A 14,088-nucleotide genomic window follows, 5' to 3' on the forward strand; every position below is an offset into this window, starting at 1 on the left:
CGGGGCGGGTCAGGACGCGGTCCAGCGGTCGGTGTACGCGTCGATCTCCGCGAGGATGCGCGCCTTGCCCGCCTCGTCGAGGAAGGAGGCGTGCACCGCGTTGCGGGCCAGACCGGCGACGCCCCGCTCGTCGAGGCCGAGCAGCCGCGCGGCGACCGCGTACTCGTTGTTCAGGTCGGTGCCGAACATCGGCGGATCGTCGGAGTTGATCGTCACCAGGACCCCGGCGCGCGCGAACTCCTTGAGCGGGTGCTCGTCCAGCGAGGTCACCGCGCGGGTGGCGATGTTCGAGGTCGGGCACACCTCCAGCGGGATGCGCCGCTCGGCCAGGTACGCCAGCAGCTCCGGATCGCGGGCCGCGCTGGTGCCGTGGCCGATGCGCTCGGCGCGCAGCTCGTGCAGCGCGTCCCACACCGTCTGCGGGCCGGTCGTCTCGCCCGCGTGCGGGACGGAGTGCAGCCCGGCGGCGATCGCGCGGTCGAAGTACGGCTTGAACTGCGGCCGGCCCACCCCGATCTCCGGCCCGCCGAGCCCGAAGGACACCAGCCCCTCCGGGCGCACCCGGTCGTCGGTGGCCAGCCGCGCCGTCTCCTCGGCCGAGCCGAGGCCCGCCTCCCCGGGGATGTCGAAGCACCAGCGCAGCACGGTCCCGAAGTCGGCCTCGGCCGAGCGGCGGGCGTCCTCGATGGCGTCCATGAAGGCGCCCTCGTCGATGCCGCGCCGGGTGGAGGAGTACGGGGTGATGGTCAGCTCGGCGTAGCGCACCTGCTGCCGGGCCATGTCCCGGGCCACCTCGTAGGTGAGCAGCCGGACGTCCTCCGGGGTGCGGATCAGGTCCACCACCGACAGGTACACGTCGATGAAGTGGGCGAAGTCCGTGAACGTGAAGTAGTCGGCCAGCGCCTCGGGGTCGGTGGGGACCTTGGAGTCCGGGTGGCGGGCGGCGAGTTCGGCGACGATGCGGGGGGAGGCGGAGCCCACGTGGTGGACGTGCAGCTCGGCCTTGGGCAGCCCGGCGATGAAGGCGTGCAGGTCGCGCGGGACCTCGGGGTCGACGAGGTGCTCGGTCAAGGGTTCCTCCCCGGAACGGCGTCCCGGGCCGTCCGGCGGCGGGACGCGGTGATCGGCTGATCGGCGGTGCGGGGATCATCGTAGGCCCGGCCCCCGCGGGGAAGGCTCTGGCCGTAGCATGACGGGACGTTCGACAGAGGGGAACCCGCGCATGTCCGACGACGCGCTGCCGCCGAACGCCGACGCGCAGACCCCGGAAGGCCCCGGTGACGGCTTCGGGCCGGCGCCCGCCCCGCGGGTCGACCTGGGCAAGGGCGGTACGACGGGAGTCCCCGCCGAGCCCGATCCGTGGGCGCCGCCCGCGAGCGACGCCGGTGCGGGCAGGGGCCCCGGCGAGACCGTCGTCTCGGGCCCGATGCCCCCCTGGCCGGGCCCCTCCGTGCACGACCAGCAGACGATCACCTCCCTGCCCTCCCCGGGCAGCGGTACGACGCCTGGGCCGTGGACCGCCCCGGCCGCAGGCCCGGCACCGGACGCCGGGGGTGCCTTCACCGTGCCGTCCGGCCCGGTCACGCCGTCCGCCCCCGCCACCGTGCCCAATCCCTTCGCGGCGCCCGAGGACCGGCCGCCGCCCGACCCGGGCCCCTCGGCCACCACCGGGCAGGTGCCCTACGGCTACCCGGGCGGGCCCGCCCACCCGGCCCAGGGCGGCTACGGCTCCGTGCCGCCGCAGGGCTACTACGGCTGGTCCGGCATGCCGCCGCTGCCCAGTAACGGGCTGGGCACCGCGGGCCTCGTCCTCGGCATCGTCTCGGCGGTCATCTTCTGCCTCTGGCCGGTGGCGATCGTCCTCGGCGTGCTCGGCATCATCTTCGGCTCGATGGGCCGGGCCAAGGCCGCCCGGGGCGAGGCCGACAACGGGGGCCAGGCGCTGGCCGGCCTGATCTGCGGCATCGTCGGCGTCGTCCTGAGCTGCCTCGGCGCGGTGGTCACGGTCTTCTAGGACCGGCGAACGGCGCGCTGACCCGGGCGGCCGGGGACAGGCCGGTGCCGGCGGGCGGGCACGTCCGGCGCACCGGGGCGGCCACGGGACCAGACCGCTCCCGCTCGGGCCGGCTCCGGCCACGTGGCCAGGGCCGCTCCCGCGCGGCTCCGGTTCTCCGGTGCGCACCGCGCGTCCATGCCGGGTGGGAGTCCCGGCTGTCCTCGGCGTACGCGCGCTCGCCCGGTCGTCCCCGGGCGCTACCGGCGGCTACGCCCCGTTGGCCGCCCTCGCCCGCGCGTCCGCGCCGACCGCGGTGCTCCGCCGTCGGCATACGGGCGCCTCGCGCGGGCGTCTGCGGGCGCCGCCGCGACTACGCGCCGCCCACCGTCCGTACCCGTACCTCCGCGTCGGCCGTGGCCCTCCGCCGTCCCCGGCGTACCTGGGCGTACGTACACCGTGGCCCGCCGCCCCCGGCGCTACGTACGGCCACGCGGTCGTCCCCGGGCCGCCGCCCTCACCCCGCACCCCCGCCGCGGCCGCCTCCGCCCCCCTCACCCCACGTCCGCCCCCTCAGGTCGCCCCGCGCGTGGCGGCTCCGCCCCGCCCAGCCGGTCCCGTGCCGTCATCAGGGCGAAGCCCAGCAGGTTGGGGCCCCGCCAGCGGGCCGGGTCGAGAGCGGCCTCGTCGTCCGGGGCCAGGCCGATACCCCAGATACGGTCCACGGGGCTGGCCTCCACCAGGACCCGGTCGCCCGTGCCCAGGAGGAACGCCCGCAGCCCGGGGTCGGCGGCGAACTTGTGGACGCTGCCCTCCACCACGATCCCGAACCGCTCCCGCTCCCACACCCCCGCCTCGAAGCCGCGCACCAGCCGCCCCGCCTTCTTGGCCGCGCCCGGATGCTCCGCCGCCAGCACCCGCCGCTCGGCCTCCGCGTCCTCGAAGAGCCGCGCCTTGGCGGCCATCATCCAGTGCTCCGCCGTCGCGTACCGCACCCCGTCGACGGTGAACGGCGCCGGCCACCACTGGCTCAGGCAGCCCGGCCCGAGACGCCCGTCCGGCCGGGGCCGGTGTCCCCAGAAGCACAGGTACCTCACGCGCGCGCCCGCCCGGACCCGCGCGAGCAGCGCCTCCCGGCTGTGCGCCACGGCCCCCTCCACCACGGCCCCCTCCGGCATGGCCACCTCCGGCGCGTCGGCAGTCGTCTCCTCCATGCCCGGAGTGTGGCACGGGCCACTGACATCCCGGCCGGCCCGGTCAGGGACCCCTCACCCGCCCGTCGACAGATTTCGTCGCGTAACCAAAAGGAAACAACGGAATCACTTGTTGGGCAAGCGCTCCTCTGTCAGGATCGGCACTCACATCGAGCCTGAGCCACGCCGGCCCCCTGCACGGGGGCTTCCGTCGCGGACACTTTTCGTCACGGGGCCCCACGGGGACAACGAGGAGAGACGAGATGCACCACCCGGGCACCACCGCCCCCGACAGGTTCCCCGCCGCCGAGCGTTTCGCGGACGGGGCGCAGTACATCGCGGGCCGGCTGACGCGGGGCACCTCGGGACGCACCCACACCGTCGTCGACCCGGCGACCGGCACGGAGGTCCTGACCTACGCCCTGGCCGGCACCGCCGACGTGGACGCGGCCGTCGCCGCCGCACGGGCCGCCTTCCCGGGCTGGGCCGGCGCCACCCCCGGCGAGCGCGCCGACGCGCTGTACCGTTTCGCCACCGTCCTCGCCGAACGCGCCGAGGAGTTCGCGCGGGCCGAGTCGACGCAGTGCGGCAAGCCGCTGAAGCTGACCCGCGAGTTCGACGTGCCCGGCACGGTCGACAACGCGGCCTTCTTCGCCGGAGCCGCCCGGCACCTCCAGGGCCAGTCGGCGGGGGAGTACTCCGGCGACCACACCTCGTACGTGCGCCGTGAGCCGGTCGGCGTCGTCGGCTCCGTCGCGCCCTGGAACTACCCGCTCCAGATGGCCGCCTGGAAGGTCCTCCCGGCGATCGCCGCGGGCAACACCATCGTCCTCAAGCCCGCCGAGACCACCCCGCTCACCTCGCTGCTCTTCGCCGAGGCCGCCACGGCCGCCGGTGTCCCTGACGGGGTGGTCAACGTGGTCGCCGGCACCGGGCCCGAGGCCGGCGAACACCTCGTCGGCCACCCGGACGTGGCGATGACCTCCTTCACCGGCTCCACCGCCGTCGGCCGCCGCGTCGCCGAGATCGCCACCGCCACCGTCAAGCGGCTCCACCTGGAGCTGGGCGGCAAGGCGCCCTTCCTCGTCTTCGACGACGCCGACCTCGACGCCGCCGTCCACGGCGCGGTGGCCGCCGCGCTGATCAACACCGGCCAGGACTGCACCGCCGCCACCCGCGCCTACGTGCAGCGCCCGCTGTACGAGGCGTTCGTCGAGCGGACCGCCGCGCTGATGGAGACCGTCCGGGTGGGCGACCCCTTCGCCCCGGACACCGACCTCGGCCCGCTGGTCTCCCACGCCCACCGCGACCGCGTCGCCGGCTTCGTCGACCGGGCCCGCTCCGCCGCCCGCGTCGTCACCGGCGGCGCGGCGCCCGGGGGCGCGCTGAGCGACGGTGCCTACTACCTGCCGACGCTCGTCGCGGACGCCGCCCAGGACAGCGAGGCGGTCCGCTCGGAGATCTTCGGGCCGGTCCTCGTCGCCTTGCCCTTCGACGGCGACGACGAGGGCATCCGGCTCGCCAACGACACCCCGTACGGGCTCGCCGCCTCCGCCTGGACCCGCGACGTGTACCGGGCGAACCGCGCCACCCGCGAGATCCGGGCGGGGTGCGTGTGGGTCAACGACCACATCCCGATCATCAGCGAGATGCCGCACGGCGGTTATGGGGCCTCCGGCTTCGGCAAGGACATGTCCGCCTACTCCTTCGAGGAGTACACGCAGGTCAAGCACGTCATGTTCGACAACACGGCGGTGGTCCGCAAGGACTGGCACCGCACGGTCTTCGGGGACCGATAGCCGTCACGACAGGCCGCCGATCCCGGCCGCCGCCTCCCGGAAGGGCAACACGCGCATGGAGCAGTTCCAGCCAGACCGCCTCTCCCCGGCCCAAGTGGCCGCCATGCGGCGCAGTATCCGCGGCGGCCGGGCCGCCCTCACCCGCCGCTCCCTGCTGCGCTCCGGCGCGGGCGGCCTGCTCGCGGTCGGCGGACTCGGGGCGCTGGGCGCCTGCGGCATCCCGCCGGCCGGCACCGAACAGGGCGGCGTGCCGGCCGAGGACCACTCGGAGAAGGACCGCACGGTCAACTTCTCCAACTGGACCGAGTACATGGACGTCGACGACGGCGGCGGGCGGCGCCATCCGACGCTGGAGGAGTTCACCCGGCGCACCGGCATCCGGGTCACCTACACCGAGGACATCAACGACAACAGCGAGTTCTTCGGCAAGATCCAGGCCCAGCTCGCCGCCGGCCAGGAGACCGGCCGGGACGTCATGGTCCTCACCGACTGGCTCGCCGCCCGGCTGATCCGGCTCGGCTGGGTGCAGAAGCTCGACCCGGCCAACCTGCCGCACGCCTTCACCAACCTGTCGCCGCAGTTCCGCAACCCCGACTGGGACCCGGGCCGCGCGTACTCCTACCCCTGGCAGGGCATCTCCACCGTCGTCGCCTACAACAAGAAGGCGCTGAACGGCATCGAGGTCCGCTCGGTCTCCGACCTGCTCGACAACAAGAAGCTCAAGGGCCGGGTCGGCTTCCTCACGGAGATGCGCGACACCATCGGCATGATGCTGCTCGACATGGGCAAGGACCCCGCCCGCTTCACCGACGACGACTACGACGCGGCCGTCGCCCGGCTCCAGAAGGGCGTCGACACCGGGCAGATACGCCGCTTCCACGGCAACGACTACACCTCCGACCTCACCAAGGGCGACCTCGCCGCCTGCCTCGCCTGGGCCGGGGACATCGTGCAGCTCAAGGCCGACAGCCCGGACGTCGACTTCGTCATCCCGGAGAGCGGCTACATCACCTCCAGCGACAACCTGCTGATCCCCAACCGGGCCCGGCACAAGACCAACGCCGAACGGCTCATCGACTACTACTACGAGCCCGTGGCCGCCGCCCGGCTCGCCGCCTACATCAACTTCGTCTGCCCGGTCGAGGGCGTGAAGCGGGAACTGGCGAAGATCGACCCGGATGCGGCGGAGAACCCGCTGATCATCCCGGACGAGGAGATGCGGGCCAAGTCCCACGCCTTCCGCTCGCTGAGCGCGAAGGAAGAGACGGTCTACGAAGAGAAGTTCGCAAAGCTCACTGGGGCGTGACGATGAAGACCACCACGAACGCGACCGGCCCCGGCGGGGACGTCCGCCTCGCCGGGATCAGCAAGACCTACGGCTCCTTCACCGCCGTGCACCCGCTCGACCTCACCGTGCCCCAGGGCTCCTTCTTCGCCCTGCTCGGCGCCTCCGGCTGCGGCAAGACCACCACCCTGCGCATGATCGCCGGGCTGGAGGAGCCCAGCGCCGGCACCGTCCACCTCGGCGACCAGGACGTCACCGCGCTGCCCCCGTACAAACGGCCGGTCAACACGGTCTTCCAGTCCTACGCGCTCTTCCCGCACCTGGACATCTTCGAGAACGTCGCCTTCGGACTGCGCCGGCGCGGCGTCAAGAGCGTCAAGAAGCAGGTCGAGGAGATGCTCGACCTCGTACAACTGGGCGAGCAGGCCCGCAAGAAGCCGCACCAGCTCTCCGGCGGCCAGCAGCAGCGCGTCGCCGTGGCCCGCGCCCTGATCAACCACCCGAAGGTACTGCTCCTCGACGAACCCCTCGGCGCCCTCGACCTCAAGCTCCGCCGCCAGATGCAACTGGAGCTCAAACGCATCCAGACCGAGGTCGGCATCACCTTCGTGCACGTCACCCACGACCAGGAGGAGGCCATGACCATGGCCGACACGGTCGCCGTGATGAACGGGGGCCGGGTCGAGCAACTGGGCGCCCCCGCCGACCTGTACGAGAACCCGCGGACCACCTTCGTCGCCAACTTCCTCGGCACCTCCAACCTCATCGAGGCCGAGGTCGGCGCCCGCGACGGCGACGACCTCGTGGTCAAGGCGGCCGGAGACAAGCTGCTGCTGCCCGCCGGACGCTGCTCGGCCCCGGCCGGCACCGGCGGCAAGGTCCTGGTCGGCGTCCGCCCGGAGAAGATCGGCATCGCCCACGCCGACGAGGCCGGCGCCGTCCCCGAGGGCCGCAACCGGCTCACCGGCACCATCGCCGCCACCAGCTTCATCGGCGTCTCCACCCAGTACGTGGTGGACTGCGAGGCCTGTCCCGGCGTCGAGGTCTACGTCCAGAACATCGACCGCGACCCGCGGCTGGTGCCCGGCGCCGACGTCGTCCTGCACTGGAACCCGGCCCACACCTTCGGCCTGGACGCCGCCCAGGACATCGACGCCGGACTCGCCGAGGAGGAGGCGGCCCGATGACGCTCACCGAGGCGCCGGCGCCTCCCGCCCCGGCCGCGCCGCCGCCCGCCGCGCGCCCGCGGCGGCGCGGCCGGTTCACCCCGTACTGGCTGCTGCTGCCCGGCATCCTGTGGCTGCTCGTCTTCTTCGCGCTGCCGATGGTCTACCAGGCGTCCACCTCCGTGCAGACGGGCTCCCTGGAGGAGGGCTACGAGGTCACCTGGCACGTCGCCGCCTACTGGGACGCGCTCTCCGGGTACTGGCCGCAGTTCCTGCGCTCGGTCGCCTACGCCGCCGCCGCGACCACGCTCTGCCTGCTGCTGGGCTATCCGCTCGCCTACCTGATCGCCTTCCGGGCCGGCCGCTGGCGCAACCTGATCATGATCCTGGTGATCGCGCCGTTCTTCACCAGCTTCCTCATCCGCACCCTCGCCTGGAAGACGATCCTCGCCGACGGCGGACCGGTGGTCGGCGCGCTCAACGCGCTGCACGTCCTGGACGTCACCGGCTGGCTCGGCTGGACCGCCGGGGACCGGGTGCTGGCCACCCCGCTCGCGGTGGTCTGCGGTCTGACGTACAACTTCCTGCCCTTCATGATCCTGCCGCTGTACTCCTCGCTGGAGCGGATCGACGGGCGGCTGCACGAGGCCGCCGGCGACCTCTACGCCCGGCCGGTCACCACCTTCCGCAAGGTGACCTTCCCGCTGTCGATGCCGGGGGTGGTCTCCGGCACGCTGCTGACCTTCATCCCGGCCACCGGCGACTACGTCAACGCCGACCTGCTCGGCTCGGCCGACACCCGCATGGTCGGCAACGTCATCCAGACCCAGTTCCTGCGGGTCCTCGACTATCCGACCGCCGCGGCGCTCTCCTTCGTCCTGATGGCCGCGATCCTCGTCATGGTCACCTTCTACATCCGCAAGTCCGGCACGGAGGATCTGGTGTAAATGGCCTTCGTCAACTGGCTCAAGCGCAATCTGGTCGTCATCGCCGGACTGCTGACGCTCGGGTACCTGCTGCTGCCGAACGTCGTCGTCACGGTCTTCTCCTTCAACAAGCCCAACGGCCGCTTCAACTACACCTGGCAGCGGTTCTCCACGGACGCCTGGAAGGACCCGTGCGGGGTCGCCGGGATGTGCGACTCGCTCGCACTCAGCCTCCAGATCGCCCTGTGGGCGACGCTGGGCGCCACCGCCCTCGGCACGATGATCGCCTTCGCGCTGGTCCGCTACCGCTTCAGGGCGCGCGGCGCGGTCAACTCGCTGATCTTCCTGCCGATGGCGATGCCCGAGGTCGTGATGGCCGCCTCGCTGCTCACCCTGTTCCTCAACATGGGGGCCCGGCTGGGCTTCTGGACGGTCCTCATCGCCCACATCATGTTCTGCCTCAGCTTCGTGGTGATCGCCGTCAAGGCGCGGGTGATGTCGATGGACCCGCGGCTGGAGCAGGCCGCGCAGGACCTGTACGCGGGCCCCTTCCAGACCTTCGTGCGGGTCACCCTGCCCATCGCCGCCCCCGGGATCGCGGCCGGCGCGCTGCTCGCCTTCGCGCTCTCCTTCGACGACTTCATCATCACCAACTTCAACGCGGGCTCGACCGTCACCTTCCCCATGTTCGTCTGGGGCTCGGCCCAGCGCGGAACGCCCGTCCAGATCAACGTCATCGGCACGGCCATGTTCGTCGTCGCCGTCCTGTTCGTGCTGGTGTCCATGGCCGTCGGCAACCGTCGCAAGCGCCGTGTCGCCTGACCGGCACGCACCCCGCACGCATCCGCACGCACCGTACGCACCCCGCACGCATCCCGTACGCAGAGGGAGTTGAGACCATGGCCCGCAGTGCCGAGCACCGCGGCGACGACGGGACGAGGGCCCTGCGCGAGGCCCTGCCCGTCCCGTACTGGCTGGACGACCCCGCCCGGCCCCGGCCCGAGCCCGCCCTGACCGGCGCCGAGAGCTGCGACCTGCTGGTCGTCGGCGGCGGCTACAGCGGACTGTGGACCGCGCTGCTCGCCAAGGAGCGCGACCCCGCCCGGGACGTCGTCCTGCTGGAGGGCCGCGAGATCGGCTGGGCCGCCTCCGGACGCAACGGCGGCTTCTGCGCGGCCTCCCTCACCCACGGGCTGCCCAACGGGCTCACCCGCTGGCCCGGGGAGATCGCCCGGCTGGAGGAACTGGGCCGGCGCAACCTCGACGAGATCGAGGAGTCCGTCCAACGGCACGGCATCGACTGCGACTTCGAGCGCACCGGCGAGATCGACGTCGCCACCGCCCCCCACCAGGCGCGCGAACTGGAGGACTGGTACGGGGAGATCAGGCGCCGGGGGCTGGCCGACGGCATGGAGTGGCTGGACGCCGACGCGGTCCGCGCCGAGGTCGACTCGCCCACCTTCCTCGGCGGACTGTACGACCGGCGGGGCGTGGCGATGCTGAACCCGGCCAAGCTGGCCTGGGGCCTCAAGCGGGCCTGCCTCGCCCTCGGGGTCCGCGTCCACGAACACACCCCGGCGCTCGGCCTGCGCCCGCACGGCGCGGGCATGGCCGTACGCACCCCGTACGGCGCCGTCCGGGCGCGCTCCGTCGCCCTCGGCACCAACGTCTTCCCGAGCCTGGTGCGCCGGGTGCGGCCGTACACCGTGCCCGTCTACGACTACGCGCTGATGACCGAGCCGCTCGACGAGGACCGGATGGCCGCCATCGGCTGGCGGGGCCGCCAGGGGCTCGCGGACAGCGCCAACCGCTTCCACTACTTCCGGCTCACCCGGGACCGGCGCATCCTGTGGGGCGGTTTCGACGCGGTCTACCCCTACGGCGGCCGGGTGCGCGCCGAGTACGACCACCGGCCCCAGACGTACGCGAGGCTGGCCCGGCACTTCTTCGCCTGCTTCCCGCAACTGGAGGGCGTGCGCTTCACCCACGCCTGGGGCGGTGCCATCGACACCTGCACCCGCTTCTCGGCGTTCTTCGGCACCGCCCACCGCGGCCGGGTCGCCTACGCGGCGGGCTACACCGGGCTCGGGGTGGGCGCGACCCGGTTCGGCGCGCAGGTGATGCTCGACCTGCTGGCGGGGGAGCGGACCGAGCGCACGGAGCTGGAGATGGTGCGCGCCAGGCCGCTGCCCTTCCCGCCCGAGCCGTTCGCCTGGAGCGGCATCGCGCTCACCCAGTGGTCGCTGGCCCGCGCCGACACCCACGGCGGGCGGCGCAACCTGTGGCTGCGGACGCTGGACCGGTTCGGACTGGGCTTCGACAGTTGAGCCGCGCGGCGGGCCGGTGTGAGCCGGTTCACCCCAACGAGTGGGCCCGACCCGCGTAATGCCCGGTGGGGGACCTCCCTCTCCCCTGTGACGCACGGCGCGTCACGAGTGAAAGGGAGGTCCCCTCATGCCTGGTGTCAAGACGGCGGTCGCATGGCTGGCATCCGTCGCACCGGACCCCGAGTCCTGCCGCGAGGAGTGGGAGCGCAACCCGCGGGGGGTCGCGCTGCTGCCCGCCGGGAGGGCCTGGGACGTGCTCATCCTGCCGAGCCGGCTCGGCTATCCGACCCTCGACGTCCTCAGCCGGGTGCTGGACCAGCCCGGCCCGGTCCTGGCCGACTTCGGCGACGCCCGTACGGGCTTCTTCGTCCCGGCCGGCACCGCCGCCCGCTGGCTCGGTACCGGCATCCGCACGGCCGGCCTCGGCACCTGGATCGTGGTGCCGTACCCCGGCCGGACGCTCTCCGGCGGAATCCGCTGGCTGATCCCGCCGGACGGCACGGGCACCCTCACCGATCCGGCCCTGCTCGAACTGGCGATGCACGAGGCCGCGGCGTCGCTGGCGACGGGGGAGGAGGGGCGGTGAGCCGTCCGAGGGGTTGACAACCGAATTGGTCTGGACCAAATTGAGCGCGCTCCACCCTCCCCATCTCCCCCATGTCCGGAGGCACTTGTGGAACGCTCCAGACCATTCGTCCGTCGACCCCTGATCGCCCTGCTGACCGCCGCGGCGCTCGCCGTGCCCGGTCAGGCCGCGCTCTCGTCGGCCGCCCGTGCGGCCGACGCGGACCTCGCGGTCAACGGCGGCTTCGAATCCGGCCTCGACGGCTGGACCTGTACGGCGGGCACCACCACGTCCTCGCCGGTGCGCAGCGGCGCCTCGGCGCTGACGGCCACGCCCTCCGGCGCGGACAACGCGCGCTGCGCGCAGACGGTGACGGTACGGCCCGACTCCACCTACACCCTGGCCGGTCACGTCCGCGGCGAGTACGTCTACCTCGGCGCGAGCGGCACCGGCACCACCGACGTCTCCACCTGGACCCCGTCCGCCCCCGACTGGCAGCGGCTGACGACCACCTTCCGCACCGGCCCCTCCACCACCCGGGTCACCATCTACACCCACGGCTGGTACGGCACCGGCCCCTACCACGCCGACGACATCTCCCTGACCGGCCCGGCCGGCGAACAGGGCGGTGTCCCGGCGGCCCCCTCGGGGCTGACGGCCGGCACCGTCACCTCCTCCAGCGTCGCCCTGTCCTGGTCCCCCGTGGACGGCGCGACCGGCTACGGCGTCTACCGCGACGGCACCCGCGTCGCCACCGCCACCGGCACCTCCACCACCGTGACCGGCCTCGCCCCCGAGACGGCGTACGCCTTCCAGGTCAGCGCCGTCGGCCCCGGCGGCGAGTCCGCGCGGTCCGCCGCGGTCACCGCGACCACCTCCGCCGCGCCCGGCGACGGCGGCGGGAACGAGGGCGGCTCCGGCGCCCTGCCCGACCACGCCCTCGTCGGCTACCTGCACGCCTCCTTCGCCAACGGCTCCGGCTACACCCGGCTCGCCGACGTCCCCGAGAGCTGGGACGTGATCGACCTGGCCTTCGGCGAGCCCACCTCGGTCACCTCCGGCGACATCCGCTTCGAGCGCTGCCCGGTCACCGAATGCCCGAACGTCGAGAGCGACGCCGAGTTCAAGGCGGCGATCAAGGCCAAGCAGGCCGCGGGCAAGAAGATCCTGATCTCCATCGGCGGCCAGAACGGACAGGTGCGGCTCACCACGGCCGCCGCCCGCGACGCCTTCGTCACCTCCGTCTCGAAGATCATCGACGAGTACGGACTCGACGGCCTGGACATCGACTTCGAGGGCCACTCCCTCTCCCTGGACGCCGACGACACCGACTTCAAGAACCCGAGGACACCGGTCGTCGTCAACCTGATCTCGGCCCTGAAGACCCTCAAGGCCCGCTACGGCGACGACTTCGTGCTGACCATGGCGCCGGAGACCTTCTTCGTCCAGCTCGGCCACCAGTTCTACGGCACCGGCCCCTGGGGCGGTCAGGACCCGAGGGCGGGCGCCTACCTGCCGGTGATCCACGCCCTGCGCGACGACCTGACGCTGCTGCACGTCCAGGACTACAACTCGGGCCCGATCCTGGGCCTGGACGGCCAGTACCACTCCATGGGCGGCGCCGACTTCCACATCGCCATGACCGACATGCTCCTCACCGGCTTCCCCGTCGCGGGCGACAAGGGCAACGTCTTCCCGCCGCTGCGCCCCGGGCAGGTCGCCATCGGCATGCCGGCCTCCACCAACGCGGGCAACGGCCACGTCTCCCCGGCCGAGGTCACCAAGGCGCTCGACTGCCTGACCAGGAAGACGAACTGCGGCTCGTACGCCACCCACGGCACCTGGCCGGGGCTGCGCGGGCTGATGACCTGGTCGATCAACTGGGACCGGTACGGGAGCTGGGAGTTCCAGCGGAACTTCGACGCGTACTTCCGCTGAGCACCGCCGAGACACCCATGAGGAGCACCGCCCCCAGACACCAGGAGGCCGCCACGTCCAGCGGCCAGTGGTAGCCCCGGCGCACCAGACCGAAGGAGACGCCGAGGACCAGGGCGGCACAGAGCAGCACCAGGACGCGACGGGCGGCCGGCGCGCGCAGCAGCGGAAGCAGCAGCAGCGTCGCCGTCCCGTACGCGACCAGGGCGGTGGCCGTGTGGCCGGAGGGGTAGTAGCCGACCGCCGGCGGCACGGCCGGGGTGCCGGGGCGGCCGGTCCACGCCTTGAGCGGCACGACCAGCACCGGCACCAGCGCCAGGGCCGCCGCTCCGGCGGCGGGCGGCAGCCACCACCGGTCCAGACCACTGGCACGCCCGCGCAGGGCGGCGTACCCGAGGGCGATCAGCAGCACGGGGACGGCGACCTGCACGTTGCCGAGGTCGGAGAGGAGTTCCGAGGGCCGGTCCGGGTGGACGAGCACCCGGCTCAGCCACGCGTCCGCCCGCACCAGCGGACCGTCGGCGACGACCTGCCAGGTGATCAGCGCGAAGACGGCGCCGAGCAGGAGGGGGCCGAGCAGGAGGGGGCCGAGCAGGAGGGGGCCGAGGACGCGGCGGGCGGGGGCGGCGGGCGAAGGCATGGCGCCCAGCTTCGCAAAACACACCGAAGGGCCGGCGCAAGGGGGGGAGTGCGCCGGCCCTTCGGTGAACGGCCGTCCCGGGTGCCCGGAACCGCCGTCCTGACCGGAGCCGCGCGCCCCGGGGGGTTTGGGGCGGGCGGCCGTCCGATCGGTGAGGAGACCCGGAGCCGGAGGGCTCCGGTGTGTGCGCGAGGCACGACCAGGTCGAAGCTGGGGAGGCCCCGGCCTGGGGTTCCGCCCGCAGTCCCCTGCGAGCGGG

The 14,088-nt window shown here is 73.2% G+C and carries 12 protein-coding genes; 9 read left to right on the top strand and 3 right to left on the bottom strand.

Going from position 1 to position 14,088, the window contains the following annotated elements; genetic code table 11:
* Nucleotides 1-9 precede the first annotated feature (9 nt).
* Nucleotides 10-1,071 (bottom strand): adenosine deaminase, encoded by a 1,062-nt coding sequence (locus J5Y05_RS31115; RefSeq protein ID WP_210876654.1) that lies wholly within the window; start codon nucleotides 1,069-1,071, stop codon nucleotides 10-12.
* A gap of 151 nt (nucleotides 1,072-1,222) precedes the next feature.
* Between J5Y05_RS31115 and J5Y05_RS31120 the strand changes: the two genes are divergently transcribed.
* On the top strand, nucleotides 1,223-2,014 hold the full coding sequence (locus tag J5Y05_RS31120; RefSeq protein WP_247615625.1) for a DUF4190 domain-containing protein: 792 nt from the start codon (nucleotides 1,223-1,225) through the stop codon (nucleotides 2,012-2,014).
* A 533-nt stretch (nucleotides 2,015-2,547) separates the two neighbouring features.
* Here the strand turns inward: J5Y05_RS31120 and ybiA are convergent.
* On the bottom strand, nucleotides 2,548-3,171 hold the full coding sequence (gene ybiA / locus J5Y05_RS31125) for a riboflavin biosynthesis intermediates N-glycosidase (RefSeq protein WP_247615633.1): 624 nt from the start codon (nucleotides 3,169-3,171) through the stop codon (nucleotides 2,548-2,550).
* Nucleotides 3,172-3,449: 278 nt separating this feature from the next.
* Here ybiA and J5Y05_RS31130 point away from each other — a divergent pair, with 278 nt between their 5' ends.
* The 8 genes from J5Y05_RS31130 (at nucleotide 3,450) to J5Y05_RS31165 (ending at nucleotide 13,192) form a co-directional block, all read left to right on the top strand.
* Nucleotides 3,450-4,985, top strand: a complete 1,536-nt coding sequence (locus J5Y05_RS31130) for a gamma-aminobutyraldehyde dehydrogenase (RefSeq protein WP_210876656.1) — start codon at nucleotides 3,450-3,452, stop codon at nucleotides 4,983-4,985.
* Between the two features lie 55 nt (nucleotides 4,986-5,040).
* Nucleotides 5,041-6,291 (top strand): polyamine ABC transporter substrate-binding protein, encoded by a 1,251-nt coding sequence (locus tag J5Y05_RS31135; protein WP_210876657.1) that lies wholly within the window; start codon nucleotides 5,041-5,043, stop codon nucleotides 6,289-6,291.
* Nucleotides 6,292-6,293: 2 nt separating this feature from the next.
* The gene (locus J5Y05_RS31140; RefSeq protein WP_210876685.1) at nucleotides 6,294-7,457 is read left to right on the top strand and encodes an ABC transporter ATP-binding protein; all 1,164 of its coding nucleotides are present in this window, start codon (nucleotides 6,294-6,296) and stop codon (nucleotides 7,455-7,457) included.
* Nucleotides 7,454-8,383 (top strand): ABC transporter permease, encoded by a 930-nt coding sequence (locus tag J5Y05_RS31145; RefSeq protein ID WP_210876658.1) that lies wholly within the window; start codon nucleotides 7,454-7,456, stop codon nucleotides 8,381-8,383. Before J5Y05_RS31140 ends, J5Y05_RS31145 begins: the two co-directional genes overlap by 4 nt.
* Nucleotides 8,384-9,184 carry an ABC transporter permease gene (locus tag J5Y05_RS31150; RefSeq protein ID WP_210876659.1) on the top strand — a complete coding sequence of 267 codons (801 nt, stop codon included), beginning with the start codon at nucleotides 8,384-8,386 and terminating at the stop codon, nucleotides 9,182-9,184.
* 77 nt (nucleotides 9,185-9,261) lie between these two features.
* Nucleotides 9,262-10,689 (top strand): NAD(P)/FAD-dependent oxidoreductase, encoded by a 1,428-nt coding sequence (locus J5Y05_RS31155; RefSeq protein ID WP_210876660.1) that lies wholly within the window; start codon nucleotides 9,262-9,264, stop codon nucleotides 10,687-10,689.
* Between the two features lie 127 nt (nucleotides 10,690-10,816).
* A complete protein-coding gene (locus J5Y05_RS31160; protein WP_210876661.1) occupies nucleotides 10,817-11,275 on the top strand; it encodes a hypothetical protein in 459 nt (152 codons plus the stop codon).
* 87 nt (nucleotides 11,276-11,362) lie between these two features.
* Nucleotides 11,363-13,192, top strand: coding sequence for a chitinase (locus J5Y05_RS31165; protein ID WP_210876662.1), 1,830 nt, complete (start codon nucleotides 11,363-11,365; stop codon nucleotides 13,190-13,192).
* On the opposite strand, the gene J5Y05_RS31170 is transcribed toward J5Y05_RS31165, so the two are convergent.
* Nucleotides 13,131-13,829, bottom strand: coding sequence for a phosphatase PAP2 family protein (locus J5Y05_RS31170; RefSeq protein WP_210876663.1), 699 nt, complete (start codon nucleotides 13,827-13,829; stop codon nucleotides 13,131-13,133). The genes J5Y05_RS31165 and J5Y05_RS31170 overlap by 62 nt on opposite strands.
* Nucleotides 13,830-14,088 lie beyond the last annotated feature (259 nt).

The organism is Streptomyces tagetis (assembly GCF_018069565.1).
Classification (GTDB): Bacteria; Actinomycetota; Actinomycetes; order Streptomycetales; family Streptomycetaceae; genus Streptomyces; species Streptomyces tagetis.